This window comes from Rugamonas brunnea, from assembly GCF_014042345.1.
GTDB classification, from domain to species: domain Bacteria; phylum Pseudomonadota; class Gammaproteobacteria; order Burkholderiales; family Burkholderiaceae_D; genus Rugamonas; species Rugamonas brunnea.
On sequence record NZ_JACEZT010000018.1, the window covers coordinates 1 to 26,334 of the forward strand.

Sequence of the window (26,334 nt, forward strand, 5' to 3'; positions counted from 1 at the left end):
TTGCCAAGGTCGATACCGATCAACGTTACGCTGTCCATGATGGCGCCCTCCAGAAATGAAAACACCCTATAAGATTAGGACTTATAGGGTGAGGGTGACCATCTCATTAACCGGGGTCAGGTCATGCGATTATGCAAGATACGTGACCGCATCTTGCATAATCGCATGACCTGACCCCGGTTTGGTGTTGGCCGGGGGAACTGGCCGTTATTTCAGTTGCTCGTGCAGCAGGGTCAGGATCTTTTCCGCCACCGGGCCCGTTTCCGGCTTGCCGGCGTTGTTGAGCACCGTGACCAGGCTGTCGTTGCCGGCGCCAGCCTTGACGGCGATGCGGTAGCGCTGCGCTTCCTTGTCCGCCTCGGAATCGCCCCAGCTGAACAGCTTGCTGAAGAAGCCCTTGGTCTCGCCCGCTTCCTGGCTCACATAGCGCACGAAGTACATGCCCTGGGTACGGTCGCGGTCTTCCACCGTGAAGCCGGCGCGGTCCAGCGCAAGGCCCACGCGGCGCCAGGCGCGGTCGAAGCCCTCGTCCACCGACACGGCACGGTCGGCGCCCGCGCCCACCAGCGTGGCGTGCTGCGGCTGGACGATGGCGTTGGAGACGGCCGTCTTGGCCTGCGCGTCTTCCGTGCTGCCCAGCTTGGTCATCAGGCGCGCCAGGAATTGCGCTTCCAGGCCGGGATCGTTGGGACGGGCCGTCCACATCGTCGTTTCCTTCTGGGCGCCCGTCACCACTTCCTGGGCGCCGCGGTGGCTGATGTAGATCTCGGTGCTGCCGTCGGCGGCACGTTCGAGGCGGGTGCGGAACTTGTCGCGCTCACCGCTCGAATACAGCGAATCGAACACCTTGCCCACCGTGTTGCGGATGAAGTCCTGTGGAATCTTGGCCCGGTTCTCGTTCCATTCCGTTTCCATGATGCCGGCCGTCGGCATGTCCAGCGCCAGCGTGAAGCCCGAATCCTCCCAGAACTGTTTCAGTTGCGGCCACAGTTGCTCCGGCGTCTGCTTGACGACCAGCCAGCGCTGGTTGCCGGCGCGTTCCACGCGGATGTCGTTCATCGCCGTCGGCGCCACGGCCGTGCCAGCCTGCACCGAGGCGACCGGGCCATTGCCCTTCTGCGCGTTGTAGCCGGACGCGGTGGCCACGCCGTTGGCCGAATCGGGCAGCGCGTAGCGGTTATCTTTCTGCAATTGCGTCAAATCCGGCGGCACGTCGAGCGTACTGGCCTTTTTGGCGGACTTGTAGTCCACCTTGTCATTGCCGACGACGGAACCGATCATGCCGCAACCGGTCAAACTGGCCATCAAAGCACCCACGATCAGGGCGCGCTGCGAGGAAATAGAGGCTGTCTTGCGAATAGTCATGTCGTTACTGGTTAAGAAGCTGGATGACAGCTGGTATCAGGGTGGAGAGCGAACCGCGTGCGGCACGCGGTTCGCTGACGGTGAACAGCCAGTTACGGCAGGATGCCCGCTTCGCGCAGCGCCCCGCGCACGGCGTTGTGGTACTCGCCAGCCAGCGGCACCAGCGGCAGGCGTATGCCGGCCGGCATCATGCCCATTTCGGCCAGCGCCCACTTGACGGGCACCGGGTTCGGCTCGATGAACAGCTTCTGGTGCAGCGGGAACACCTTGTTGTTGATTTCCACGGCCTTGGCGATGTCGCCTTCCATGGCGGCCTTGCACATCTCGTGCATGGCGCGCGGGGCCACGTTGGCCGTCACGGAGATATTGCCCTTGCCGCCGGCCAGCATCAGGGCCATGGCCGAAGGATCGTCGCCCGAGTAGACGGCGAACGACTTCGGCGCCAGGCGCAGCAGGTCCAGGCCACGGCCGATGTTGCCGGTCGCGTCCTTGACGCCAACGATGTTGGGGATGGCGGCCAGGCGCAGGATGGTCTCGTTGCTCATGTCGGCAACGGTGCGGCCTGGCACGTTGTACAGGATGATGGGCAGGTCCACGGCTTCGGCGATGGCCTTGAAGTGCTGGTACATGCCTTCCTGGGTAGGACGGTTGTAGTACGGCACCACCAGCAGCGCGGCGTCCGCGCCCGCTTCCTTGGCGTAGCGGGTCAGCTCGATCGCCTCGGCGGTCGAGTTGCCGCCGGTGCCGGCGATGATGGGGATGCGGCCGTTGGTGTGCTCGACCGCGGCCTTGATCAGCGCGCAGTGCTCTTCCACGGTGACGGTGGCCGATTCACCGGTGGTGCCGACGATCACGATGCCGTCCGTACCTTCGGCGATGTGCCAGTCGATCAGCTTGTTCAAACCCGGGAAGTCCAGACTGCCGTCTGCGTGCATCGGGGTGACGATTGCTACTATGCTGCCCTTAATCATAGGAAACCAATTGCATAAAGGATTAAAACAACGATTGTAGACGATAGCCCGCGCCTGTGGTGCATCGCCACCTACAAATCACTGTTCAAAATGGCGGCAACAGGGCCGCCACGCGGGGAAAGTCCTGCTTGACGGCGCACAAGCGTTGCACCATCGCAGGTTTAGGCGCTTCAACCACGCCATCCTCGAACGCGACGACGCGCAACTCGTGGTCGCGCGCCAGCTCCAGCAGCTCGCCCGCCTGCAGCAAAAAGGCGGGATTGGATGGCTTGCCGAACTGGGCGTTCCCGTCGGCGAAGGTCTCGTAAATCAGCACACCGTTGGCCGCCAGGCTGTCCACCATGGACGCCAGCAGCGGGCGGTGCAAATAATTGGTCACGACGATGCCGGCGAAGCGGCCGGGGCCGAACGGCCACACGGCGTCTTCGGCCTCCAGGTCCACCTCCGAGGTGACGATGCCGGGACCGGCCGCGGCGGCCAGCGCAGCCGGATCGCGGTCGACGGCGATCACGGCATGGTCGAGCGCGGCCAGGTGGCGCGCATGGCGGCCGCTGCCGCAGGCCAGGTCCAACACTTCGCCGCCCGGTATCAGCGGGGCGTAGCGGCGCACCCAGGAGGAAATCAGTTCGCTCATGCGTAGGCCAGGCCCATCGCTTCACGCACGTCGCGCATGGTTTCCTGGGCCAGCTTGCGGGCCACGTCGTTGCCGTCGGCCACGATGGCGCGCACCAGCGAGGGGTCGTCCAGGTACTGCTGGGCACGCTCGTGCATCGGTTCCTGTTCCTTGACGATGGCGTCGATCACGGGCTGCTTGCACTCGATGCAACCGATGCCGGCCGACTTGCAGCCCTTGACCACCCATTCCTTGGTGGCCGTGTCGGAATAGACTTCGTGGAATTGCCACACCGGGCACTTGGCCGGGTCGCCCACGTCCGTGCGGCGCACACGGGCCGGGTCGGTGGGCATGGTGCGCACTTTTTTCGTGACCACGTCCTTGTCCTCGCGCAAGGCGATGGCGTTGCCGTAGCTCTTGGACATCTTGCGGCCGTCCAGCCCCGGCAGGCGCGAGGCGGCCGTCAGGCGGGCCTGCGGCTCGACCAGGATCAGCTTGCGGCTGCCTTCGAGGTAGCCGAACAGGCGCTCGCGGTCGATCATGGACAGGCTCTGGGCGTCGTCCAGCATGGCCTTGGCCTGCTCCAGCGCATCGTCCTTGCCGTCCTGCTGGTATTCGGTGCGCAGCTCGTTGTACAGCTTGGCGCGCTTGCTGCCCAGCTTCTTCACGGCTTCCTGCGCCTTTTCCTCGAAACCCTTCTCTTTGCCGTACAAATGGTTAAAACGGCGCGCAATTTCGCGCATCATCTCGATGTGCGGCACCTGGTCCTCGCCCACCGGCACCTGGCTGGCGCGGTAGATCAGCACGTCGGCCGCCTGCAGCAGCGGATAGCCGAGGAAGCCGTAGGTGGCCAGGTCGCGGTTGGACAGGTTGTCGATCTGGTCCTTGTAGGTGGGCACGCGCTCCAGCCAGCCCAGCGGCGTGGCCATCGACAGCAGCAGGTGCAGCTCGGCATGCTCGGGCACCTTGGACTGGATGAACAGCGTCGACTGCGACGGGTCGATGCCGGCCGCCAGCCAGTCCACCAGCATGTCCCAGGTGCTGCGCTCGATGATGGACGGATCGTCGTAATGGGTGGTCAGCGCATGCCAGTCCGCCACGAAGAACAGGCAAGGCAGTTCGGACTGCATCTTGATCCAGTTTTTCAGTGCACCGTGGTAGTGGCCAAGGTGCATGGCGCCAGTGGGGCGCATGCCGGAAACGACGCGATCAGGATACATAATGGGTCAACTTAAAAGAAGGGAAAGCGGCGTGAGCAGCGTACGCAGGACGAATTCCGTCAGCATGGCCAGCGGCACGACGAAGAAATTGAGAATTTTGAAGTATATCAAGGCCAATACGATGTAAAAACCATACGGCTCAATCCGGGCGAACTTGTAGGCCATCGCGTGCGGCAGCGCGCTGGTGAGGATGCGGCCGCCATCGAGCGGCGGAATCGGCACCAGGTTGAAGGCGAACATCAGGATATTGGTCAGGATGCCGGCCTGCGCCATGCGCACGAAGAACGGCTCCGTCACGCCGGCGGCCGCCTCCAGCAAGGCCAGGATCATCCAGCCCAGCGCCATCACGAAGTTGGCGGCCGGCCCGGCCAGGGCCACCCAGGCCATCTGCTTTTTCGGGTTGCGCAAGGCGGAAAAGTCCACCGGCACCGGCTTGGCGTAGCCGAACACGAATTTACCGTCGGTGGCCAGGTACAGCATGATGGGGATGATGATGGTGCCCAGCAAATCGATGTGCTTGATGGGGTTCATGCTCATGCGCCCGGCCAGGTAGGCCGTGCTGTCGCCGAAATAGCGGGCCGCGTAGGCGTGGGCCGCTTCGTGCAGCGTGATGGCGAACAGCACCGGCAACGCATACACCAGGATGGTTTGGTAATCGTTCATGGGATGGATTTTATCAGAGCGGCAAAACCGCCATTGGAGCGGGCGCCCCTTAAGGTGGGGTTAAGCCCGGCGCGGTGGCTGGGGTGGCTGTCCACTGGCTGGCCGGACTACAGGCCGAACACGGCCGCATCGCCCCTGCCCTGGCGCACCAGTTCAGGCTCGTTGCCGCTCAGGTCGATCACGGTGGTCGGCTCCAGGCTGCAGGCGCCGCCATCGACGATCAGCTCGATCTGCTTTTCCAGCTTCTCGCGGATGTGGTCGGCGTCCGTCAGCGGCGTATCGTCGTCGCCGGGCAGGATCAGCGTGGTGCCCAGCAGCGGCTGCTTGAGCTCCTCCAGCAGCGCCTGCACGATGGCGTTTTCCGGCACCCGCAGGCCGATGGTCTTGCGCGACGGGTGGCTCAGGCGGCGCGGCACGCACTTGGTCGCTTCCAGGATGAAGGTGAACGGGCCCGGCGTGGCGGCCTTGAGCAAGCGGAACTGGCGGTTGTCCACCCGGGCGTAGACGCCGATCTCGCTCAGGTCGCGGCACAGCAAGGTCAGGTGGTGCTTCTCGTCGATGCCGCGGATGCGGCGCAGCCGCTCCACGGCCGACTTGTCATCCAGATGGCACACCAGCGCGTAGCACGAATCCGTGGGCAGCGCGACGATGCCGCCGCCGTGGATGATCTGGGCGGCCTGCTTGATCAGGCGCTGCTGCGGGTTGTCGGGGTGGATCTGGAAGAATTGACTCATAAGCCGGTACGGGGACGCTCAGGCGCCACGCTGTTGATTTCTCACAATTGTACGCTACGCAAGGCCGCGATCCGCTGCTCCAGCGGCGGATGGGTGGAAAACAGCGCGCCCCAGCCGCCGCCGGCCGTGATGCCGGACGCCGACAGCGACTGCGGCAGCGCACCCGGCGCCATGCCGCCCAGGCGGGCCAGCGCGTGCTGCATGGGCAGGCTGCTGCCCAGCAGGCGGGCCGAGCCGGCGTCGGCGCGGAATTCGCGCTGGCGCGAGAACCAGGCCACGATCAGCGAGGCGGCCAGGCCGAACACGATTTCGCACACGAACACGGTGACCGTGTAGCCGATGCCGGGGCCGCGCCGCTCGTCATCGCCCTTGAGCACCACGCGGTCGACGAAATAGCCGACCACGCGCGCCAGGAACACGACGAAGGTGTTGACCACGCCCTGGATCAGGGTCATGGTCACCATGTCGCCATTGGCCACGTGGGCCATCTCGTGGCCCAGGACGGCTTCCACCTCATCGCGGTTCATGCTTTCCAGCAGGCCGGTGGAGACGGCCACCAGCGCCGAATTTTTGAATGCGCCCGTGGCGAAGGCGTTCGCTTCGCCCTCGTAGATCGCCACTTCCGGCATGGCCACGCCGGCCCGCTCGGCCAGCGCCTTGACCGTGTTGACCAGCCACAGTTCGGTGGAATTGGATGGCGTGTCGATCACGCGCGCGCCCGTGGTCCACTTGGCCATGGGCTTGCTGATCAACAGGGAGAAAATGGCGCCCGTGAAGCCCACCACCAGCGAGAACGCCAGCAGGTTGCCCATGTCCAGTCCGCCGCTAACGCCCGGACGGCCGATGCCCAGCACGGACAACACGATGGACAACACCAACATCACGGCGAGGTTGGTGGCGATAAACAGAACGATGCGTTTCATAGAGGTTTCCCCAGTGCCAATGCCGAAATCATAACGAACTTATAAAATACGGGCGATCACCGGGAAAAACAAGCTAATAGTTACAAGCTGCCGTCAGAACCAGTCATGCCAGACCGGCGTCACATTGGCCGGCAGCGGCGGCAGCAGCGCAAAATCGATGCGCGCCTCGCCCGGCGCGTGGAAGTCCGTGCCGCGCGAGGCCAGGAAGCCGTACTGGTTGGCCAGTTGGGCGTAGACGGCGTACTGGTCCGGCGTGTGGCTGCCCGTCACCACCTCAATGGCGGTGCCGCCCAACTGCTTGAACTCGTCGAACAATACGCCCTGCGCCATCTGGTTGAACTTGTAGCGGCCCGGGTGGGCGATGACGGCGATGCCGCCCGCGCCCTGGATCCAGGCCATGGCATCGGCCAGGCTGGCCCAGCTGTGCGGCACATAGCCGGGCTTGCCTTCGGTCAGGTATTTCTTGAACACGTCGGGCACGTTGGCGCACGCGCCGATTTCGATCAGGTAGCGGGCGAAATGGGTGCGCGACATCAGGTCCGGGTTGCCGACATATTTGAGCGCGCCCTCGTACGCATCCGGAATCCCGACAGCGGCCAACTGGGCCGCCATCTCGCGCCCGCGCGCGTCGCGCCCGGAGCGGGTGCGGGCCAGGCCGGCCAGCAGGGCCGGATTGGTTTCGTCCACCTGCAGGCCGACGATATGCACCGTCTCCCTGGCCCAGGTGATGGAAATCTCGACGCCGGACACGAAGCGCATGCCAAGGTCCTGCGCCGCGACGCGGGCGGCGGCCACGCCGTCCACCTCGTCATGGTCGGTCAGCGCCCAGACGTCCACCCCCGCCTTGCGGGCATGGGCCGCCACGGCGGACGGCGCGAGCACGCCGTCGGAGACGTTGGAATGGCAGTGCAGATCGACTTTTAACATACGAAAATCAGGCCTTGCTGGGGCAGTATCGAAAGGTTCATTGTACGCTGCTTGTCACCCAGCCGTTAGAGCTGGCGTAAGGCCTGCGCATCCGTATTATCAGGCCAGGAAGTCCTCGATCATGCGGGCCAGCACTTCGGGCTGGTCATGGTGCAGCATGTGGCCGGCATCGTCCATCATCTTGCACTGAACGTCGGCCAGGTGACCAAGGCGGCGATCGATCTCGAGGCGCGCCTCGGGCTTCGGCCCCATCCAGTCCCACATATTGGTGTGCACGGCTTCCACCCACAGCACGGGCGCCGTGATGGCCTTCCAGCACGCCATCACCTCGTCCACGTGGTAGAGCAGCGGCCCCATGCGCTTGTGGGCCGGGTCGCCGAGGATCTCCCACTGCCCGTCCGCGTTTTGCGCCGACCAGTGCTGGGCCAGGAAAACGGCTCGCGCATCCGTCAGGCGCGGGTTGGTCTTTTGCAGGCGGGCCGCCACGGCCTCCAGCGAGGCATAGCCGCGCATGGTGGGCGGCTCCAGCATTTCGTCCATCCACTTGGCGTAGCGCTTGGGCGCCTGCTCGGGCCGGTTGGCCTTCAGGCCGAAGCCCTCCAGGTTGATCAGGCGCCGGATGCGCTCGGGCCGCGCGCCCGCGTACAGGCCCACCACGTTGCCGCCCATGCTGTGGCCGAGCAGGTTGATGGCTTCGTCGGGCGCGTAGTGGCGCAAGATGGCGTCCAGGTCGGCCAGGTAGTCGGGGAACCAGTAGGTGTCGGCGCCGGAACGCTCGGACAGGCCGAAACCGCGCCAGTCCGGCGCGATCACGTGCCAGTCGCCCTGCAACGCATCGACCACGAACTGGAACGAGGCCGACACGTCCATCCAGCCGTGCACCATGACGATCTTGGGCGCGCCCACCCGGCCCCAGTGGCGCACGTGGTAGCGCAGGCCGCGCACATTCAGGAACTCGGAACGGGAAGCTGTATGCATGATGGTCTGCCTTGAAATGGGTGCGCATGGCGCAATATAGGCGGCTTGCCGCCCGGAAAGCAAAATAATAGCACGACCGTTCGCTCAGCGTGTACGACCACCACGCGGAGGCGACAACGACCGTTTTTTAGCGGGAACGGGTGACCACAGCGTAAAATAGCGCCATCCCGTTGCTCTCAACCAAGGTATCCCATGACTATCTACCAGCTGGGCGAACACACGCCTGACATCGCCGCCTCCGCCTTCATCGCCGACACCGCCAGCGTGATCGGCAAGGTCACCGTGCATGACAACGCCTCCGTCTGGTTCGGCGTGACGATACGCGGCGACAACGAGCGCATCACGATCGGCGAGAACAGCAATGTACAGGAATCGACCATCATGCACACGGACATGGGCTACCCGCTGACGGTGGGGCGCAACGTCACCATCGGCCACCAGGCCATGCTGCACGGCTGCACCATCGGCGACGGCGCGCTGATCGGCATCCAGGCCGTGGTGCTGAACGGCGCCGTGATCGGCAAGGGTTGCCTGGTGGGCGCCGGCGCGCTGGTTACCGAGGGCAAGCAATTCCCGGATTACTCGCTGATCATCGGCGCCCCGGCCAAGGCCGTGCGCACGCTGACGGCGGAAGAAATCGAGCGTCTGCAAGGCAACGCGGACAACTATGTCCAGCGCGGCCAGATGTTCAAGACGCAACTTAAGAAGATTGGATAAGCAATGAGCGTTACCCCGATGAGTCCGTCCCCGGACACCCTGCAGAAATTCATCTTTGACAACGCCGCCGTGCGCGGCGAGTTCATCGATATTTCGGCCACCTGGCGCGAGGTGCTGTCGCGTCATCACTACCCGGCGCCCGTCAAGCGCGTGCTGGGCGACATGGTGGCCGCCGCCGCGCTGCTGTCGGCCAACCTGAAGTTCAACGGCTCCATCGTCATGCAGATCCATGGCGACGGCCCGGTGCGCCTGCTGGTGGTCGAGTGCGACGCGGAACTGCGGCTGCGCGCCACGGCCAAGCTGGCGCCGGACGCGGCCATCGCCGATGACGCCGGCCTGACGGCGCTGCTCAACGCCAGCGGCAAGGGCCGCTTCGCCATCACGCTCGATCCGGCCGACAAGGTGCCGGGCCAGCAACCGTACCAGGGCATCGTGCCGCTGGACGGCGGCGACGTGGCGACCGTGATCGAAAACTACATGCTGCGCTCGGAACAGCTCGACACCAAGCTGTGGCTGGCCACCAGCGACGACGCGGCGCGCGGCCTGCTGCTGCAAAAGCTGCCCTACCACGGCGGCAAGGCTGAAGCCGTGCCGCTGTCGCAGGAAGACGCGTTGGAAACGTGGAACCGCGCCGTGATCCTGGGTTCCACGCTCAAGCGCGAGGAATTGCTGGAAGCGCCCATCGACGTACTGATGCAGCGCCTGTTCTGGGAAGAGACGATCCGCGTGTTCGACCCCGTGCATCCCACCTTCCACTGCTCGTGCACGCGCGAAAAAGTGGGCAATATGCTCAAGATGCTGGGCCGCGAGGAAGTCGACGGCGTGCTCGCCGAACTGGACTTTGTCGGCGTGCACTGCGACTTCTGCGGCCAGCACTACCAATACGACAAGGTCGATTGCGCCCAGCTGTTCACCAGCGACGCCCCGGTCGAGGTGCTGATCCCGGCCGGCGAAGCCAAGCACTAAGACCGCAAAAAAAAACCGGGGTCAGGTCATACCATCGCGCATCTTGCGCAATGGTATGACCTGACCCCGGTTTGTCGTTTACCAGCGCGAACACTTGATGGGCGCGACGTCGACCGCGCCCAGGACCTTGCCTGAGCCGGCGTGGCTCAGGTTCACCTGCTCGATGCAGCTGCCAAGTGGCAGGCGCTGCTGGCTGCGCGTGCAGACGATAGCCGGCGGCGCCGTCTTGGCGTCGCAATAGAATCCCTCCGCCGTCATGCGCACCAGCGCTTGCTCCATGGACATGCCGGGCGTAACCGTGCCGGCCACAAAAGTGGAAAAACGGTTCTGGTCCACCGTGTAGCAACCCGTCAGTCCCACCGCCACCGCCAGCATCCACATTGCGCGCATCATTCCCCCGCCTTGCCTGAAAGTTATTGGGCGCAGTGTACGAGCGCCCCGCCCGCTTGTCCAGCCGCGCGGCGGGCCGGTGCGAGTGCGCACTCCAGCGCGCGTCATCATGGCGTCACACTGACTGCCTATCATCCGCCGCGTTGCTGTTCCCCCAATATTGGCATTCACGACAAGGCACTACGATGACTCGCACGACTCCCCGCGCCCGCGCCGGCGCCATGGCCACCTGCCTGGCGGCCCTCAGTTTCCCCATGCTGGCGATGGCCGCCAACGTGGCCGCCGCCATGGCCGACATGGGCGACAGCGCCGCGCTGATGATGGCCGACAGCACAGCGGCGGCAGCCGACTTCGCCACCGAGGCCGCCGCCGCCGTCGGCCCCATCACTACGGTGGAAATCGCCACCCGCAAGACCCGCTCGTCCGTCGCGCTGGGCAAGGCCGACATGCAGAAAATCCTGCCCGGCATTAATCCGCTGAAAGCGCTGCACACGCTGCCCGGGGTGAGCTTCCAGACGGCCGACCCGTGGGGCAACAACGAACAGAACCTGTCGCTGTTCGTGCACGGCTTCTCGGGCCAGCAGCTGGGCTACACGCTGGATGGCGTGCCGCTGGGCGACCAGCAGTACGGCAATTACAACGGCCTGTCGCCGCAGCGCGCCGTCATCAGCGAGAACGTCAGCAGCGTAATCCTGTCGTCGGGCGCGGGCGACCTGGCCACGGCCTCGACCAGCAACCTGGGCGGCACCATCGAAACCTTCTCGGCCGATCCGCTGGCCACGCGCGGCGCCACCGTCCAGCAGACCGTAGGCAGCAACCATACCTCGCGCAGCTACGCCCGCTTCGACACCGGCAGCTTCGGCGACGGCAGCAGCGCCTATCTGTCGGCCATCCACCACGAGGCACGGGCCTGGGACTTCGAGGGCCGCCAGGGCGGCAACCAGCTCAACGCCAAGTATGTCAACCGCGCCGACGCGGGCAAGCTGACCGTGTTCTTCAACTATTCGGACAAGATCGAACCGAACGAGGACAGCACAGTCCACGTGGCCGGCGAAAAGAGCGCGCCCTACACCCGCCCCTTCCTGTACCCGGACTTCGCCGCCGCGCTGGCCTATTTGTCGCCCACCGGCGCCACCCCGGCCGCCGACGGCAACAACTACAGCAACTACTACAGCGACGCCCAGCGCACCGACTACCTGACCTACGCCAAATACGAAGCCAACCTGAGCGACGCCGCCACCTGGTCCAACCAGGTCTACTACCACCACGACGACGGGGTGGGCGTGGTAGCCGGCCCAATCGGCGTGGCCGGTTTGCCGGGCCTGTTCAGCGTCTACTACCCGAACCAGAACCTCAAGCAAGTGTTCGGCAATTCCGGTTATGCCACCCGCACCACGGAATATGCGATCAACCGGGCCGGCCTGCTGTCGACCGTGCGCTTGGAACTGGGCGAGCATCAAGTGCAGGCCGGCCTGTGGCTGGAGCACAACCGCTCGGAAGCCTACCGCCGCTGGTACGCGCTGGACGTGAACCACCCGAGCTCGCCATACGACCGCCCCAGTAATCCGCTGATCACCCAGTACGGCAGCGAGATCAACAACAAGGTGGCCCAGTTGCACCTGCAGGACGAGTGGCGCGTGCGGCCCGACTTGGCGCTGCAGGCCGGCTTCAAGTCCAGCCTGCAATTCGCCGACGGCAGCTTCCCCGTGCAACCGGCCAAGGGCGCCATCGCCAACGGTTCGCCGGCCTTGCCAGTGGGCGAGATCATCACCAAGAAATGGTTCCTGCCGCAAGCGGGCGCGCGCTGGGACATCAGCGCCCAGAACCAGTTGTTCGTCAACGTGCAGAAGAACCTGCGCCAGTTCGTCACCTACGGCGGCGGTGGCGCCTCGCCGTGGAGCTTGGCCAGCCAGCAGGCGTTCGACCTGTTCAAGGCCACGGCCAAGCCGGAAACCTCGGTCACCTACGAAGCGGGCCTGCGCAGCAACCGCGCCCTGCCGACCGGCCCCGTGACGGCCATCGACAGCCAGATCAGCCTGTACCACGTGGACTTCAAGGACCGCCTGCTGCAGATCAGCCCCACGCCCGTGCTGCTGGCCATCATCGGCGGCAATCCCGTGCTGGCCAACGTCGGCAGCGTGAAGACGGACGGCATCGACCTGTCGGCCACGCTGCACTTCGGCCGCGGCTTCTCGTTCTACGACGCGCTGTCCTACAACCACTCGACCTACTCGGACAACTACAGCAACGGCGCCGCCATCGTGCCCACGGCCGGCAAGTCGGTTCCGGGCAGCCCCGAGTGGATGAACAAATTCGTCGCCACGGCCACCGTGGCCGACACGGAATTCCAGCTGATGGGCGACTACGTGGGCAAGCGCTACGCCACCTACACCAACGACCTGAGCGTGCCCAGCTACTTCCTGCTGGGCCTGGGCGTCTCGGGCAAGCTGCCGTTCCTGAATGGCGGCGTGGTCAAGAACGCGCGCTACCGCGTCAACGTGAGCAACCTGCTGGACCGCGAAGGCAGCCTGAACGTAGTGGTGGGTGCGGCCGACAAGACCTACAATACTTTCCCGATCGCCCCGCGCCAGGCTTTCTTCACCGTGATGGCGGACTTCTGATGAGCACGATCTTCTTCCCCAACCGATTGTCGCGCCGCCACTTCCTCCACGCGGCGGTGGCCACCACCGGCTGCGCACTGCTGGCGCCGGCCGCCGCGCTGGCCGCGTCCGCGCCAGCGCCTGCCAAACCGCTGGTGTTCGGCCACCGTGGCGCCAGCGCGCTGCGGCCCGAACACACGCTGGCCTCGTATGCGCGCGCCATTGCCGACGGCGCCGACTACGTGGAACCCGACCTCGTGTGCACCAGGGATGGCGTGCTGGTCGCACGCCACGAGGCGAACCTGACAGAAACGACGGACGTGGCCGCGCGCGCCGAATTCGCCAGCCGCCGCGCGCGCAAGACCATCGATGGCGAAACCCACGAAGGCTGGTTCGTGGACGACTTCACGTTCGCGGAACTGAAAACACTGCGCGCCGTCGAGCGCCTGTCCGAGGTTCGCCCCGGCAGCGCCGGCTACAACGGCATGTTCCAGGTGGTGAGCTGGGAAGAGATCATCGACTTCGTGGCGGCCGAATCGGCCGCGCGCGGGCGCGTGATCGGGCTGGTGCCGGAACTAAAAAGCTCGACCTATTTCGCCAGCGTCGGCTTGCCGCTGGAGGAGCGCTTCCTCGCCATCCTGGCCGGGCACGACTACACGCGCCGCAACCCGGTCGAGATCCAGTCGTTCGAAGTGGCCAACCTGAAATACCTGCGTGGCAAGCTGGGCCGGCGCGCCAACCTGCGCCTGATGCAACTGGTGGTGCCCGACGCCGTGCGTCCCAGCGACGTGGCGGCGGCCGGCGGCACGCTCACCTTCGCCCGCATGTGCACGCCCGAAGGCCTGCACGACATCGCCACCTATGCCGACGTGGTGGCGCCGCCAACGCGCGCCATCATCCCGCTGGCCAAGGACGGCAAGCTGGCCCAGCCCACGTCGCTGGTGGACGATGCGCACCGCGTGGGCTTGCGCGTGGAGCCGTGGACCTTCCGTCCCGAAAACCGCTTCCTGGCGGCCGACTTCCGCGACGGCGCGGGCGAGAACGCGCGCAACGAAGCAGGCTCGGTGGCCGAAATGCAGCGCTACCTGGCCACCGGCATCGACGGCTTCTTCACCGACGACCCGGCGCTGGGCCGGCGCGCCGTCGACGCCTGAAAAAAACCGGGGTCAGGTCATGCTGTCACGCATTTTGCGTGATGGCATGACCTGACCCCGGTTTGTATGTCTTGCGCTAGAAGCGGACGAAGTTGCTCTCGTCCGGTTCTGTCACCAGCGCGACCTTGCCGCCACGGCCGCCGACATTGCTGGACGGCCTGCGCTCCGGCTTGCCGCTGCGGCGCGGTGCTGTGCGCCCGGTCTGGCCACCGCCCAGTTTGAAGAACGACATGGTCTGCTGCAACATCTCGGCCTGCCCGCTCATCTCCTCCGACGTGGCAGCCAGTTCCTCCGAACTCGACGCGTTCTGCTGCGTGGTCTGGCTCAGCTGGCCCACGGCGCTGTTGATCTGTCCCACACCCGATGATTGCTCCTCCGACGCGGCGGTGATTTCCTGCACCAGGTCGGATGTCTTGCGGATATTGGGCACCATCTGGTCGAGCAACCGCCCCGCCTTCTCGGCCAGGTCCACACTGCCGGTGGCCACCTGCTCGATTTCCTGCGCCGCCAGCTGGCTGCGTTCTGCCAGCTTGCGCACCTCGGCCGCCACCACGGCGAAACCCTTGCCGTGCTGGCCGGCGCGCGCCGCCTCAATGGCCGCGTTCAACGCCAGCAAGTTGGTCTGGTAGGCGATGTCGTCGATAATCTGGATTTTCTTGGCGATCTGTTTCATGGCCGCCACGGTCGAGCGCACGGCCTCGCCGCCCTCCACCGCCTCGCGTGCGGCCTGGCTGGCCATGCCGTCGGTGACCTTGGCGTTCTCCGTGTTGGCGGAAATGGAGGCCGTCATCTGCTCGATGGCGGCGCTGGTTTCCTCGGCGCCGGCGGCCTGTTCGCTGGCCGCCTGCGACAGGGTCTGCGCGGTGGCGCTGATTTCCTCGGAGGCGCTGGCCAACGCCTCGGCGCTGCTGTTGACCTCCGCCACCACCTGGGCCAGCTTCTGCACCGTGTTGTTGCAGTATTCCTTGAGCTCGCCAAAAGCGCCCTCGTAATGCTTGTCGATCGCGCAGTCCAGGTCGCCTTCAGCAACGGCTCCCATCATGCGCACCACGTCGGCAATGCTGGCGCCGGTGGTGGTGACGAGGTTGTTCAAGCCCTCGCCCATCTCCTTCTGGAAGCCCTGCAAGCCGGCCAGGTCCACGCGGGTGTCGAAGTTGCCGTGGTTGGCCGCGTTCACCACCCGGGCCTGGCTGTCGATCACCTGGCGCAGGCTGGCGATCATGTGCTGCATGGCCGCCAGCAGCTTGCCCGTTTCATCGCGCGCATCGCTCGCCACATCGATCGCCAGGTCGCCCCGCGCCAGCGTCTCGGCCACCGAAACGGCGCGGCGGATGGGGCGCGTGATGCTGAGCGTGATCAGCACGCCGGAGGCGATCGTCAGCAGCACCGTCACCGCCAGCGTGACCAGCACGCGCTGCTGGGCTTCCGCGCTCACTTCCGTCATCTTGACGTCGGCCTGCTTGAGGGTCTCGTCGGTCCGTTGCGTCAGGCTGGCCAGCGCGGCCGAGATGGGTTTGTCGGCGCCGGCCACGGCCTTGTCCAGCTCGTTTGGCTTGTCGGTCTTGGCGCGCATGGTGACCAGGGTTTGCATGTCGCCACGGTAGGCGGCCGCCCCTTCGCGCAACTGGTTCAGCAACTTTTCCTCATCCGGATGCAGCGCGCCGATGGACTTGTACTCGTCGGCGACGCGCTCCACGGCCGCCATGTCGTTACTGAATTTCTGCGCGTAATCGCCGCCGCGCAGGATGAAGTTCTTGAAGTGGTGGATGCCGTCACCGAGCGCGATGTTGCCGCGGTTGACGGCGTTGCGCTTGGCCAGCGCGTCCTGCTTGATGGATTTCCACTGGTCGTTCATGGCCGTCGTTTCCTGGATGGCGATCCAGCCCAGGAACAAGGATAGCAAGGTCAGCAAAAAGAAGGCCATACCCAAGCGGGTACCGATGCGTACATTCGACAACATTGACGTCTCCTCGTAGAGTAGGTTTTATTGCGTCAACTGCAGTTTCTTGCTTCTTGTCAAATGTAATACTACCTTTGTTTAAGCTAATTTAATACTTGCCATTTGCACTTCACCGGTGAATACGACAGGCGGGCCGGGGCGGCTTGCTGCCGTCATGCTCAGGCGCCTGGGAAGGAGACGTTGGCGATCCAGTTGCGCTTGCGCCGGTCCAGGCGGGCGCCCTCGCCTTCGCCATCGAAGGAAGCGCTGCCGTGTTGCAGCAGCGCGCGGTCCACGTCATCGAAGGCGTTGACGCTGACAACGGCGTACAGGTGATCGTCGATGCGGCTGGTCACCACCGGCACCACGCCGCATTGCGTACACAGGTGAAATTGGGCCGTCCTGGTGCCGAAGCTGTAGGGCGACACCTTGGCCGGTTCACGCACCGTCACCGCCAGCGCACCGGTCGGGCAGGAAGTCCACACGCCGCCATGCTTGACGCAAAAGCTGCACGTACAGGCGCGCGCTGGAATGAAGGCCGGTTCAGGCGCCCAGTCGAGCGTGAAGGAGATATTGCCGCAATGGCAGCTTCCGTGGATGAGCATAATTTCCCTACAATGATGTGGTCGCGACAGCGGCGCCGTCACGGTAAAGGGGGGGTGATTGGCGCGTACGCTGCCCGCGCCTCATTTTCGACCACGGCCGTAGTTCGGCCGCCGGTGCTGATGGCGCACCACGAGGATACGTATGCTGGCATCAAGAGTTTGATAAATGACCGAGTAAGGAAATATCCGCAGCGGGAATTCCCTGCGGCCTTTTGCCGTCGGCGTTCCGGCCCCCGGACGTTCAGACAGGAGTTGAGCGACGCGCTCAAACTCATCCAGAAACCGTCCCGCCACTGTTGGTCCCGCTTTGCGCACGTAAAAGTCGATGACGTCGGCAATATCCTGCTCCGCTGCCGGATGCAGGGAATAAGTCACTTCACCAATCTCGCGCGTAAGCGGGCGATCGCTTCGTGTCCGGGGATTTCGCTGACTGTACCGTCCGTCAATTGCGCTTCGCGGCGCGCCGCTTCGCGTTCCCAGGCAACGTCAATGGCCGGGTCGGCGTCAAGGCTGGCGATCAGGCGCTCCAGCAGACGTGCGCGATCCGCCGATGGCAGTTTCATCACTTCTGCTTCGAGAAATTCAAGATTGGCGTTCATGGCACTTCCCCAGCGCATTTGCTGTACAACCAATAGCTTGCCACAACTTCGCTCCCCTTGGCGCGGAGCGGTTCATTAGTCGATCAGCAAAAATTGTATTCGGCAGGATGACTCGCAAGGTACCTGCGTGCTAATGCAACGGCGCGGCAGTGGCAGCGGCTGGCGCGGCGGTGGCCTGGCCCTTGCCGACGATCTGGATGAAGATTTCGTTCTGTTTGATCATGCTGAGCTCGTAGCGAGCCCGTTCTTCGACCGCGCCCGTGCCATCCTTGAGGTCGCGCACTTCGGAGTCGAGCTTGGCATTGCGGGCGATCAGTTCCGCGTTTTTCTTGTGCGCCGCTTCCACCTGCGCCTCGTAATCGGCCACGCGCAGCCAGCCCCCTTTGCCCAGCCATAACGGGTACTGTATCAGCAGCAGCAAGGCCGCCAGTGCGAGGGTGATCAGACGCATGGTGTGAAAAAGCGGCCGGATCGCTCCGGCCGCAGTATGACAATTACTTCAGATTATAGAACGCATCGCGGCCAGGGTAGGAAGCGATATCGCCCAGGTCTTCTTCGATACGCAGCAGCTGGTTGTACTTGGCCATGCGGTCCGAACGGGACATGGAGCCGGTCTTGATCTGCAGCGCGTTCAGGCCCACGGCGATGTCGGCGATGGTCGAATCTTCGGTCTCGCCCGAACGGTGCGAGATCACGGCCGTGTAACCGGCGCGCTTGGCCATTTCGATGGCGGCGAAGGTTTCGGTCAGGGTGCCGATCTGGTTGATCTTGATCAGGATCGAGTTGGCGATGCCCTTCTGGATGCCTTCCTTCAGGATCTTGGTGTTGGTGACGTACAGGTCGTCGCCGACCAGCTGCACCTTCTTGCCCAGTTCCTTGGTCAGGATCGCCCAGCCATCCCAGTCGCCTTCAGCCATCGCGTCTTCGATGGAGATGATCGGGTACTTGTCGCACCAGGTGGCCAGCAGGTTGGTGAACTCGGTGGCGGTCAGGCTCAGGCCTTCGCCTTCCAGCTGGTACTTGCCATCCTTGTAGAACTCGGAAGCGGCGCAGTCCAGGCCCAGCGCGATCTGGGTGCCTGGCTCGTAGCCGGCTTCTTCGATCGCCTGGATGATCAGCTTGATCGCTTCTTCGTGGTTGGTGACGGACGGTGCGAAGCCGCCTTCATCGCCCACGGCCGTGGTCAGGCCCTTCTTGTGCAGGATCTTCTTCAGCGTGTGGAACACTTCGGCGCCGTAGCGGATCGCTTCCTTGAACGACGGTGCGCCCACGGGGATGATCATGAATTCCTGGATGTCCAGGTTGTTGTCGGCGTGCGCGCCGCCGTTGATCACGTTCATCATCGGCACTGGCAGTTGCATCGCGCCCGAACCGCCGAAGTAGCGGTACAGCGGCAGGCCGGCTTCTTCAGCGGCAGCCTTGGCCACGGCCATCGACACGGCCAGCATGGCGTTGGCGCCCAGGCGGCTCTTGTTCTCGGTGCCGTCCAGGTCGATCAGGGTGCGGTCCAGGAAGGCTTGCTCATTGGCGTCCAGGCCCATGATGGCTTCCGAGATTTCGGTGTTGATGTTCTCGCAGGCTTGCAGCACGCCCTTGCCGAAGTAGCGCTTGGGGTCGCCGTCGCGCAGTTCGATCGCTTCGCGCGAGCCGGTCGATGCACCCGACGGCACGGCGGCGCGGCCCATCACGCCCGATTCCAGCAGCACGTCGCATTCCACGGTCGGATTGCCGCGCGAATCGATGATTTCACGGCCGATAATATCAACAATAGCACTCATGTCTTTCTCCAAAGGTTAAAAGCGTAACGGTTCGCGCGTTGCGTCTGATGCGCAATCCACGGCAGGTGCGCAGCGGGACCGGGTTCGGCGCCGCTGCGCCGGACCCGGTCCCGCTAGCTGCGATTAATTGAAGCTGGTTTCCAGGAAGCCCGCTTTCTTGGTGATGCGATCGAGGTCGATCAGCGTCGACAGCAGTTCCTTCATGCGGCCCAGCGGCACGGCGTTGGGGCCGTCCGACAGCGCGGTGGCCGGCGTCGGGTGGGTTTCCATGAACAGGCCCGACACGCCCACGGCCACGGCCGCGCGCGCCAGCACCGGCACGAACTCGCGCTGGCCGCCCGACGACGTGCCCTGGCCACCGGGCAGTTGCACCGAGTGGGTGGCGTCGAACACCACCGGGCAGTTGGTCTCGCGCATGATGGCCAGCGAGCGCATGTCCGACACCAGGTTGTTGTAGCCGAACGAGACGCCACGTTCGCACGCCATGAACACGTCGTCCGGCAGGCCGGCGGCCTGGGCCGCGGCGCGCGCCTTGTCGATCACGTTCTTCATGTCGGTCGGCGCCAGGAACTGGCCCTTCTTGATGTTGACCGGCTTGCCCGACTGGGCGCAGGCCGTGATGAAGTCGGTCTGGCGGCACAGGAAGGCCGGCGTCTGCAGCACGTCCACCACCGACGACACGGCCGCGATCTCCTCGATCGTGTGCACGTCCGTCAGCACCGGCACGCCCAGCTCGCGTTTGACGTCGCCCAGGATTTCCAGGCCCTTGTCCATGCCGGGACCGCGATACGAGGTGCCCGAGGAGCGGTTGGCCTTGTCGAACGAGGACTTGTAGATGAAGGGGATGCCCAGCTCGGCCGTCATTTCCTTCAGCGCGCCGGCCGTGTCGAACGCCATCTGGCGCGACTCGATCACGCAGGTGCCGGCGATCAGGAAGAACGGCTGGTCGAGGCCGACGTCAAATCCGCACAGTTTCATGCTGCGTCTCCTTGCAGCTCGCCCTCTTTCACGGCGTGCAAGCGGGGCTTGCCGCTGGCGGCCTGGTGCGCGAGGGCGGCCTTGATGTAGGACGTGAACAGCGGATGGCCGTCACGCGGGGTCGATTTGAACTCGGGGTGGTACTGCACGCCCATGTACCATGGGTGCGAGTTTTCGCCGGTGCGCGGCAGTTCCATGATTTCGCACAGGTCTTCGGTCGGGGTGCGGGCCGCCACGATCAGGCCGGCCGCTTCCACGCGTGGCAGGTAGTGGTTGTTGGCCTCGTAACGGTGGCGGTGACGCTCGGTCACCACGCCGCCGTAGATCTCGGCTGCCAGCGTGCCCGGCTTGACGGCGCAGGTCTGCGCGCCCAGGCGCATGGTGCCGCCCAGGTCGGAATTCTCGTCGCGCTTCTCGACCTTGCCATCCTGGCCTTGCCATTCGTCGATCAGGGCGACGACGGGCTGGTCGGTGTTCAGGTCGAACTCGGTCGAGTTGGCGTTGGTCAGGCCGGCCTTGTGGCGCGCGTATTCGATCAGCGCCACCTGCATGCCCAGGCAGATGCCCAGGTAAGGGATCTTGTGTTCACGGGCGAACTGGGCCGCCATGATCTTGCCTTCCACGCCGCGCTTGCCGAAGCCGCCCGGCACCAGGATGGCGTCGTACTTGGCCAGCTCGGCGCAGCCGCGCGTTTCGATCTCTTCCGAGTCGATGTACTCGATGTTGACGCGCGCTTCGTTGTGGATGCCGGCGTGGCGCAGCGCTTCGGTCAGCGACTTGTACGATTCCGTCAATTCCACGTACTTGCCGACCATGCCGATCGACACTTCCGCTTTCGGATGCTCGAGGGTGTAGATCAGCTTGCTCCACACGGACAGGTCGGCCGGGGCCGGGTCCAGGTCCAGCGCGTCGCAGATGATGGCGTCCAGGCCCTGGTCGTGCAGCATCTGCGGCACTTTGTAGATGGTGTCCACGTCCCACACGGAGATCACGGCCTGCTCTTCGATGTTGGAGAACAGCGAGATCTTGGCGCGCTCATCCTCAGGGATGCGGCGGTCGGCGCGGCACAGTAGCGCGTTGGGCGAGATGCCGATTTCGCGCAGCTTCTGCACCGAGTGCTGGGTGGGCTTGGTTTTCAGTTCGCCGGCCGAGGCGATGTAAGGCACCAGCGTCAGGTGCACGAAGGCCGTGTTCTTGCGGCCAGCGCGCAGGCTCAGCTGACGGGCCGCTTCCAGGAACGGCAGCGATTCGATGTCGCCCACCGTGCCGCCGATTTCGCACAAGGCCACGTCGTAGCCTTCCGCGCCGCGGCGGATATAGTCCTGGATTTCGTTGGTGATGTGGGGAATCACTTGCACCGTCTTGCCCAGGTACTCGCCGCGGCGTTCCTTGCGGATCACGGATTCGTAGATCTGGCCGGTGGTGAAATTGTTCACCTTTTTCATCCGGGTGGAAATGAAGCGCTCGTAGTGGCCCAGGTCGAGGTCGGTTTCCGCCCCGTCGTCGGTGACGAACACTTCACCGTGTTGCATGGGGCTCATCGTGCCCGGGTCGACGTTGATGTACGGGTCGAGCTTGAGCATGGTGACTTTGAGGCCGCGCGATTCGAGGATCGCGGCGAGAGAGGCGGCGGCAATCCCTTTACCGAGGGAAGACACGACGCCGCCAGTGACGAAGACAAATTTGGTCATTGCAGATGGTGCCGAACGGCACGTGCGGGAAATTGAAATTATAGCCTAAACTGAGTCATTCTTCATCCTTCCCGCCGGAAAAATCCCATTCCGGGCGTAGAATCGGGGCAGGAAAGTAGTGAAAAATAGCAGGTTTTTTAATTTCTTTTCGACATCATTGCCTTTCCGGCAGCAGTGTGAAGCAACGAACCGACCGGCATGCCGGACGGGGCCAGACTGGCAACTTTCTCCTGGGAGGTCACCATGGACTACCAAGACCGCGATGCCGACGGCGTCTATGTGGACACGGGCCACCACGGCCCCGGCCCCGACCTGATGGGGGCCGGCACCGTGATCGGCGACCCGGTGCGCAACCTCAAGGGCGAACACCTGGGCCAGATCCGCGAAATCATGCTCGACATGCGCAGCGGCGCCATCGCCTACGCCGTCATGGCGCACGGCGGCGTGTTCCACCTGGGCGCCAAGCTGTTCGCCGTGCCGTGGCAAGCCCTGACGCTGGACCCGGCCCACAAGGGCTTCACGCTCAACATCGACAAACAGCGGCTGGACGAGGCGCCCGGCTTCGACCCGGACCACTGGCCCAACATGGCCAATCCCGCGTGGGCGGCGCAAATCCACCGCTACTACGACCATTCCACAGAGCAAGGTTCCGGCCTCAGCTGACCGCAGGCAACAAGCGGCAGGCAACGAGCGCCATTGTGGCCGGCGCCGGCCGAGGCCGGCTATGGCCGCGCATATACCTGCTATGCGCCGCCACCGGCTAGCGACACTAGGCGCACGGCGGCAGGTGCATGGGCACCCACGCCACGCCGCCCTCCTCCACGCGCGGCCCGGTGGGCAGGAAACCCCAGCGCTGGTACATGGGGAACGCATAATCCGAGGAATTGACGGTGAAGCCCACGGTGTTGCCCGCCACCAAAGCGGCGGTGCGCGCGGCCAGCCACAACTGGCGGCCCAGGCCGCAGCCGTGGAACTCGCGGGCCACGAACAGGTGGAACAAATGGCTGCGGTCGCGGATGGCCACGGCGCCGGCCAGCATCGAACCGATGAAGCCCAACTGGTAGTGGTAACGGGGCTGGGACAGGTAGCCGGCGATGGCCGGTTCGGCCATGCTGGCCATGAATTGTTCGGCGCCGGCGCCATCGGCGTCCAGCGTCATGTAAGGCATCAAATCGGCGATCAGTTCGCTGATCGCGGCGGCATCGTCAGGCGCCGCCGCGCGCAATGTTAAAGTTTTCATATTATTATTTTGCCATCTTTGCGCCGCTTTTTGGGAAAAATCGCGCGCGGCTCAACAGAAATTGCGGCTGATCGTGGGCAAACGGCCCAATAAATGCGACATGTCGACCAGCCGCTTGGCCACCAGGTGGCATACCGTGCCCTCGCGCTGCCAGACCCCGTACACCCCCAGCAAGGCCGCACTCAGCACTTCGCGCCGCTGCTGCTCGACCAGCGCCGGCCACACGATCACGTTCACATTGCCGGTCTCATCCTCGATGGTGATGAACAGCACGCCCTTGGCCGTGCCGGGGCGCTGGCGCACGGTGACGATGCCGCAGCCGCGCGCCAGCTGGCCGTTGCGGAAACCCTGCAAGGTGGACGCGGGCAGGAAACGCTGCTCCAGCAATTGCGGGCGCAGCAAGGCCAGCGGATGGCGTCCCAGCGTCAAGCCCTGGGCCCGGTAATCACCGAGGATGTTCTCCCCTTCCGACGGCGCGGCCAGCGCCGGCGTTTCCTCGTCCGGCGTGGTCGGGCGCAGCAAATCCTTGTCCGGCACGGCGCCCACGGCTTGCCACAGCGCCTGGCGGCGGTGGCCGGCCAGCTGGCGCAGCGCGTTGCCGCCGGCCAGCACCTGCAAGTCGTGCCGGTCCAGCCCGGCGCGCCGGGCCAGGTCGACCACCGAGGCGAACGGACGCACGGCGCGCGCGTCCTCGATGCGCAGTGCCGGCTCGGCCCGCATGCCGCGCAGCAGCGACAGGCCCAGCCGCACCGCCGGCTGGCCGCGCGCGCCGGCCACCTCCTCCAGCGTCGATTCCCAGCCGCTCACGGCCACGTCCACCGGCCGCACCACCACGCCGTGCCGCTTGGCGTCCTGCACCAATTGCGACGGGCCGTAGAAGCCCATGGGCTGGCTGTTGAGCAAGGCGCACAGGAAGGCGGCCGGTTCGTGGCACTTGAGCCAGGAACTGGCGTAGGTCAGCAAGGCGAAGCTGGCCGCGTGCGATTCGGGGAAACCGTATTCGCCAAACCCCTGGATCTGGCTGCAGATGGCTTCGGCAAATTCCAGCGCGTAGCCGCGTTCCAGCATGCCGCTGATGATGCGGTCGTGGTATTTGTCCATGCCGCCCTTGCGCTTCCAGGCCGCCATCGCGCGCCGCAACTGGTCGGCCTCGCCGGGCGAGAAGCCGGCCGCCAGGATGGCCACCTGCATCACCTGCTCCTGGAAGATGGGCACGCCCAGCGTGCGGCCCAGCGCCGTTTCCAGGCCGGGCGGAAATTGCACCAGCGACGAATCCATGCGCCGCTGCAGATACGGATGGACCATGCCACCCTGGATGGGGCCGGGCCGCACCAGCGCCACTTCGATCACCAGGTCGTAGAACTGGCGCGGCCGCAGGCGCGGCAGCATGCTCATCTGCGCGCGCGATTCGATCTGGAACACGCCGATGGTGTCGGCCTCGCACATCATGTCGTAGGTGGCCGGGTCTTCGGGCGGCACGTCCTGCATGCTGAACACGGAGTCGCGCTGCTGGCCCACCAGGTCGAACGCGCGCCGCAGCGCCGACAGCATGCCCAGCGCCAGCACGTCCACCTTCAGCAAGCCCAGCTCCTCCAGGTCGTCCTTGTCCCACTGGATTACACTACGGTCTTCCATGGTCGCGTTCTCCACCGGCACCAGGCGCGACAGCTTGCCCTGGGCGATCACGAAGCCGCCCGGGTGCTGCGACAAGTGGCGCGGGAAGCCCAGCAGGCTCTGGGCCAGCGTGGCCCATTGACGGGCCAGCAGCGAGGTCGGGTCGAGGCCGCATTCGGCCAGCCGGTTCAGCAGGTCGCGCTTGCTGTCGAACCAGTGGTGCGAACGCGCCACTTTTTCCACGATGGCCAGGTCCACGCCCAGCGCCTTGCCGCTGTCGCGCAGCGCGCTTTTGGGCCGGTAGCTGATCACCACGGCCGCCAGCGCGGCGCGCGTGCGGCCGTATTTCCGGTAGATGTACTGGATCACTTCCTCGCGCCGCTGGTGCTCGAAATCGACGTCGATGTCGGGCGGCTCGGCCCGCTCGCGCGAGATGAAACGCTCGACCAGCAGGTTGCCGCGCGCCGGGTCCACCTCCGTGATGTGCAGGCAGTAGCACACGGCCGAATTGGCGGCCGAGCCGCGCCCCTGGCACAGGATGCCGTTGGCGCGCGCGTAACGGACGATGTCGTAGACGGTGAGGAAGTACGGCTCGTAGCGCAGCGCCGCGATCAGTTCCAGCTCGTGCTCGATCTGCTGCTGCACCTTGGCCGGGATGCCGTCCACGAAGCGCTGGTGGGCGCCGATATAGGTTTCCTGGCGCAGATACGTGGTCGGCGTGTGGCCCGGCGGCACCAGCTCGTCCGGGTATTCATAGCGCAGCGTATCGAGTGAAAAGTCGCACAGGCCGGCGATGCGCACCGTCTCGGCCAGCGCCGCCGCCGGATACAAATTGGCCAGCCGCAAACGCGGGCGCAGATGCTGCTCGGCGTTCTGCGCCAGCGCGTAGCCGCACTCGGCCACCGGCTTGCCGATGCGCACGGCGCACAGCGTGTCGTGCAGCGGCTTGCGCGAGCGCACATGCATGCACACGTGGCCCACGGCCACCACGGGCAAGCCGTGCTGGCTGGCCACCTCGGCCACGCTGATGCGGTGCGCCTCGTCGAACGCCCGTTGCAACAGGTTCAAGCCCACCCAGGCCCGGCCGGGAAAGGTGGCCGCCATCCACGCCGCCTGCGTGTGCAGCCGGTCCACGTCGCCGGGCTGGTGGGCCGGGTATTGGGGCAGCAGGATCAGCAGGCAGTCGGGCAAGCCTTGCAGGTGGGCGTACTCCGGCGGCGGCGCGGCCAGATCGTCCAGCGTCAGCAGATACGTGCCCTTGGCGGCCCGCGTGCGGCCGATGGTGATCAGTTCGGACAGGTTGCCGTAGCCATTGCGGTTCTGCGCCAGCGCCACCAGCGACAGCGCCACCTGCCCGTCCGCGCCGCGCAACTGGAACGAGGCGCCGATCAGCAGCGGCAGGCCGGCCCGTTTCGCCTCCGCATGGGCGCGCACCACCCCGGCCAGCGAGCATTCGTCTGTCAGGGCCAGCGCCGCATAGTCGAGCTGGGCCGCACGCGCGACCAGTTCCTCCGCATGGGACGCGCCCTGCAGGAACGAGAAATTCGACAGGCAATACAGCTCGGCATAGGCCGGCAGGCCGGCGGTCAGCGGGGGTGTGGTGGAGGACATGGCAGAGATACTGTGTTTATATACAGTATTTTACGCTATCTGGCCGCTCCCATGCGCT

General features: G+C 65.1%; 25 protein-coding genes. 5 read left to right on the plus strand and 20 right to left on the minus strand.

The window, feature by feature from the left end:
- Window positions 1-207: 207 nt before the first annotated feature.
- The 9 genes from bamC to H3H37_RS21565 form a co-directional block, all read right to left on the minus strand.
- A complete protein-coding gene (gene bamC / locus H3H37_RS21525) occupies window positions 208-1,305 on the minus strand; it encodes an NlpB/DapX family lipoprotein (protein ID WP_182166370.1) in 1,098 nt (365 codons plus the stop codon).
- Window positions 1,306-1,457: 152 nt separating this feature from the next.
- Entirely contained in the window at window positions 1,458-2,336 is an 879-nt protein-coding gene (gene dapA, locus H3H37_RS21530) for a 4-hydroxy-tetrahydrodipicolinate synthase (RefSeq protein WP_182166372.1), read from the minus strand.
- 85 nt (window positions 2,337-2,421) lie between these two features.
- Complete coding sequence (locus tag H3H37_RS21535; RefSeq protein ID WP_182166374.1) at window positions 2,422-2,970, minus strand: class I SAM-dependent methyltransferase; 549 nt, start codon at window positions 2,968-2,970, stop codon at window positions 2,422-2,424.
- Entirely contained in the window at window positions 2,967-4,169 is a 1,203-nt protein-coding gene (locus tag H3H37_RS21540) for a tryptophan--tRNA ligase (protein ID WP_182166376.1), read from the minus strand. The genes H3H37_RS21535 and H3H37_RS21540 overlap by 4 nt, the downstream gene beginning before the upstream one ends.
- A gap of 6 nt (window positions 4,170-4,175) precedes the next feature.
- On the minus strand, window positions 4,176-4,832 hold the full coding sequence (locus tag H3H37_RS21545; protein WP_182166378.1) for a site-2 protease family protein: 657 nt from the start codon (window positions 4,830-4,832) through the stop codon (window positions 4,176-4,178).
- A gap of 107 nt (window positions 4,833-4,939) precedes the next feature.
- A complete protein-coding gene (locus H3H37_RS21550; protein WP_182166380.1) occupies window positions 4,940-5,566 on the minus strand; it encodes an L-threonylcarbamoyladenylate synthase in 627 nt (208 codons plus the stop codon).
- 41 nt (window positions 5,567-5,607) lie between these two features.
- Window positions 5,608-6,489, minus strand: coding sequence for a protease HtpX (gene htpX, locus H3H37_RS21555; protein ID WP_182166382.1), 882 nt, complete (start codon window positions 6,487-6,489; stop codon window positions 5,608-5,610).
- Between the two features lie 93 nt (window positions 6,490-6,582).
- Entirely contained in the window at window positions 6,583-7,416 is an 834-nt protein-coding gene (locus tag H3H37_RS21560; RefSeq protein WP_182166384.1) for a 3',5'-nucleoside bisphosphate phosphatase, read from the minus strand.
- A 99-nt stretch (window positions 7,417-7,515) separates the two neighbouring features.
- Entirely contained in the window at window positions 7,516-8,394 is an 879-nt protein-coding gene (locus H3H37_RS21565; protein ID WP_182166386.1) for an alpha/beta fold hydrolase, read from the minus strand.
- Between the two features lie 192 nt (window positions 8,395-8,586).
- Here H3H37_RS21565 and H3H37_RS21570 point away from each other — a divergent pair, with 192 nt between their 5' ends.
- Together H3H37_RS21570 and hslO are read left to right on the plus strand one after the other, a co-directional pair.
- Window positions 8,587-9,111: a gamma carbonic anhydrase family protein gene (locus H3H37_RS21570; RefSeq protein ID WP_182166388.1), complete on the plus strand. Its 525-nt coding sequence runs from the start codon at window positions 8,587-8,589 to the stop codon at window positions 9,109-9,111.
- 3 nt (window positions 9,112-9,114) lie between these two features.
- Window positions 9,115-10,077, plus strand: coding sequence for an Hsp33 family molecular chaperone HslO (gene hslO, locus H3H37_RS21575; protein ID WP_182166390.1), 963 nt, complete (start codon window positions 9,115-9,117; stop codon window positions 10,075-10,077).
- Between the two features lie 78 nt (window positions 10,078-10,155).
- Here the strand turns inward: hslO and H3H37_RS21580 are convergent, their stop codons facing one another.
- The gene (locus H3H37_RS21580; protein WP_229218958.1) at window positions 10,156-10,470 is read right to left on the minus strand and encodes a hypothetical protein; all 315 of its coding nucleotides are present in this window, start codon (window positions 10,468-10,470) and stop codon (window positions 10,156-10,158) included.
- A 182-nt stretch (window positions 10,471-10,652) separates the two neighbouring features.
- Between H3H37_RS21580 and H3H37_RS21585 the strand changes: the two genes are divergently transcribed.
- Together H3H37_RS21585 and H3H37_RS21590 are read left to right on the plus strand one after the other, a co-directional pair.
- Complete coding sequence (locus H3H37_RS21585; RefSeq protein ID WP_229218959.1) at window positions 10,653-13,088, plus strand: TonB-dependent receptor; 2,436 nt, start codon at window positions 10,653-10,655, stop codon at window positions 13,086-13,088.
- Window positions 13,088-14,221, plus strand: coding sequence for a glycerophosphodiester phosphodiesterase family protein (locus H3H37_RS21590; RefSeq protein WP_182166392.1), 1,134 nt, complete (start codon window positions 13,088-13,090; stop codon window positions 14,219-14,221). The genes H3H37_RS21585 and H3H37_RS21590 overlap by 1 nt, the downstream gene beginning before the upstream one ends.
- A gap of 76 nt (window positions 14,222-14,297) precedes the next feature.
- On the opposite strand, the gene H3H37_RS21595 is transcribed toward H3H37_RS21590, so the two are convergent.
- The 8 genes from H3H37_RS21595 to pyrG all read right to left on the minus strand — a co-directional run bounded on the left by H3H37_RS21595 (window position 14,298) and on the right by pyrG (window position 21,811).
- Complete coding sequence (locus H3H37_RS21595; protein WP_182166394.1) at window positions 14,298-16,181, minus strand: methyl-accepting chemotaxis protein; 1,884 nt, start codon at window positions 16,179-16,181, stop codon at window positions 14,298-14,300.
- A gap of 158 nt (window positions 16,182-16,339) precedes the next feature.
- Entirely contained in the window at window positions 16,340-16,765 is a 426-nt protein-coding gene (locus tag H3H37_RS21600) for a GFA family protein (RefSeq protein ID WP_182166396.1), read from the minus strand.
- 81 nt (window positions 16,766-16,846) lie between these two features.
- Complete coding sequence (locus H3H37_RS21605) at window positions 16,847-17,140, minus strand: type II toxin-antitoxin system RelE/ParE family toxin (RefSeq protein ID WP_182166398.1); 294 nt, start codon at window positions 17,138-17,140, stop codon at window positions 16,847-16,849.
- Window positions 17,137-17,364: an addiction module protein gene (locus H3H37_RS21610; RefSeq protein ID WP_182166400.1), complete on the minus strand. Its 228-nt coding sequence runs from the start codon at window positions 17,362-17,364 to the stop codon at window positions 17,137-17,139. The genes H3H37_RS21605 and H3H37_RS21610 overlap by 4 nt, the downstream gene beginning before the upstream one ends.
- A gap of 130 nt (window positions 17,365-17,494) precedes the next feature.
- Window positions 17,495-17,815, minus strand: a complete 321-nt coding sequence (gene ftsB, locus H3H37_RS21615) for a cell division protein FtsB (protein ID WP_182166402.1) — start codon at window positions 17,813-17,815, stop codon at window positions 17,495-17,497.
- A 43-nt stretch (window positions 17,816-17,858) separates the two neighbouring features.
- Window positions 17,859-19,142, minus strand: coding sequence for a phosphopyruvate hydratase (eno, locus tag H3H37_RS21620; protein WP_182166404.1), 1,284 nt, complete (start codon window positions 19,140-19,142; stop codon window positions 17,859-17,861).
- A 123-nt stretch (window positions 19,143-19,265) separates the two neighbouring features.
- Complete coding sequence (gene kdsA, locus H3H37_RS21625) at window positions 19,266-20,120, minus strand: 3-deoxy-8-phosphooctulonate synthase (protein WP_182166406.1); 855 nt, start codon at window positions 20,118-20,120, stop codon at window positions 19,266-19,268.
- Window positions 20,117-21,811: a CTP synthase gene (gene pyrG / locus H3H37_RS21630; protein WP_182166408.1), complete on the minus strand. Its 1,695-nt coding sequence runs from the start codon at window positions 21,809-21,811 to the stop codon at window positions 20,117-20,119. Before pyrG ends, kdsA begins: the two co-directional genes overlap by 4 nt.
- A gap of 243 nt (window positions 21,812-22,054) precedes the next feature.
- Here pyrG and H3H37_RS21635 point away from each other — a divergent pair, with 243 nt between their 5' ends.
- Window positions 22,055-22,474, plus strand: a complete 420-nt coding sequence (locus tag H3H37_RS21635; protein WP_182166410.1) for a PRC-barrel domain-containing protein — start codon at window positions 22,055-22,057, stop codon at window positions 22,472-22,474.
- Between the two features lie 106 nt (window positions 22,475-22,580).
- On the opposite strand, the gene H3H37_RS21640 is transcribed toward H3H37_RS21635, so the two are convergent.
- Window positions 22,581-23,051, minus strand: a complete 471-nt coding sequence (locus H3H37_RS21640) for a GNAT family N-acetyltransferase (RefSeq protein ID WP_229218960.1) — start codon at window positions 23,049-23,051, stop codon at window positions 22,581-22,583.
- Window positions 23,052-23,102: 51 nt separating this feature from the next.
- Window positions 23,103-26,276 (minus strand): error-prone DNA polymerase, encoded by a 3,174-nt coding sequence (locus H3H37_RS21645; RefSeq protein ID WP_182166412.1) that lies wholly within the window; start codon window positions 26,274-26,276, stop codon window positions 23,103-23,105.
- Between the last annotated feature and the right edge of the window lie 58 nt (window positions 26,277-26,334).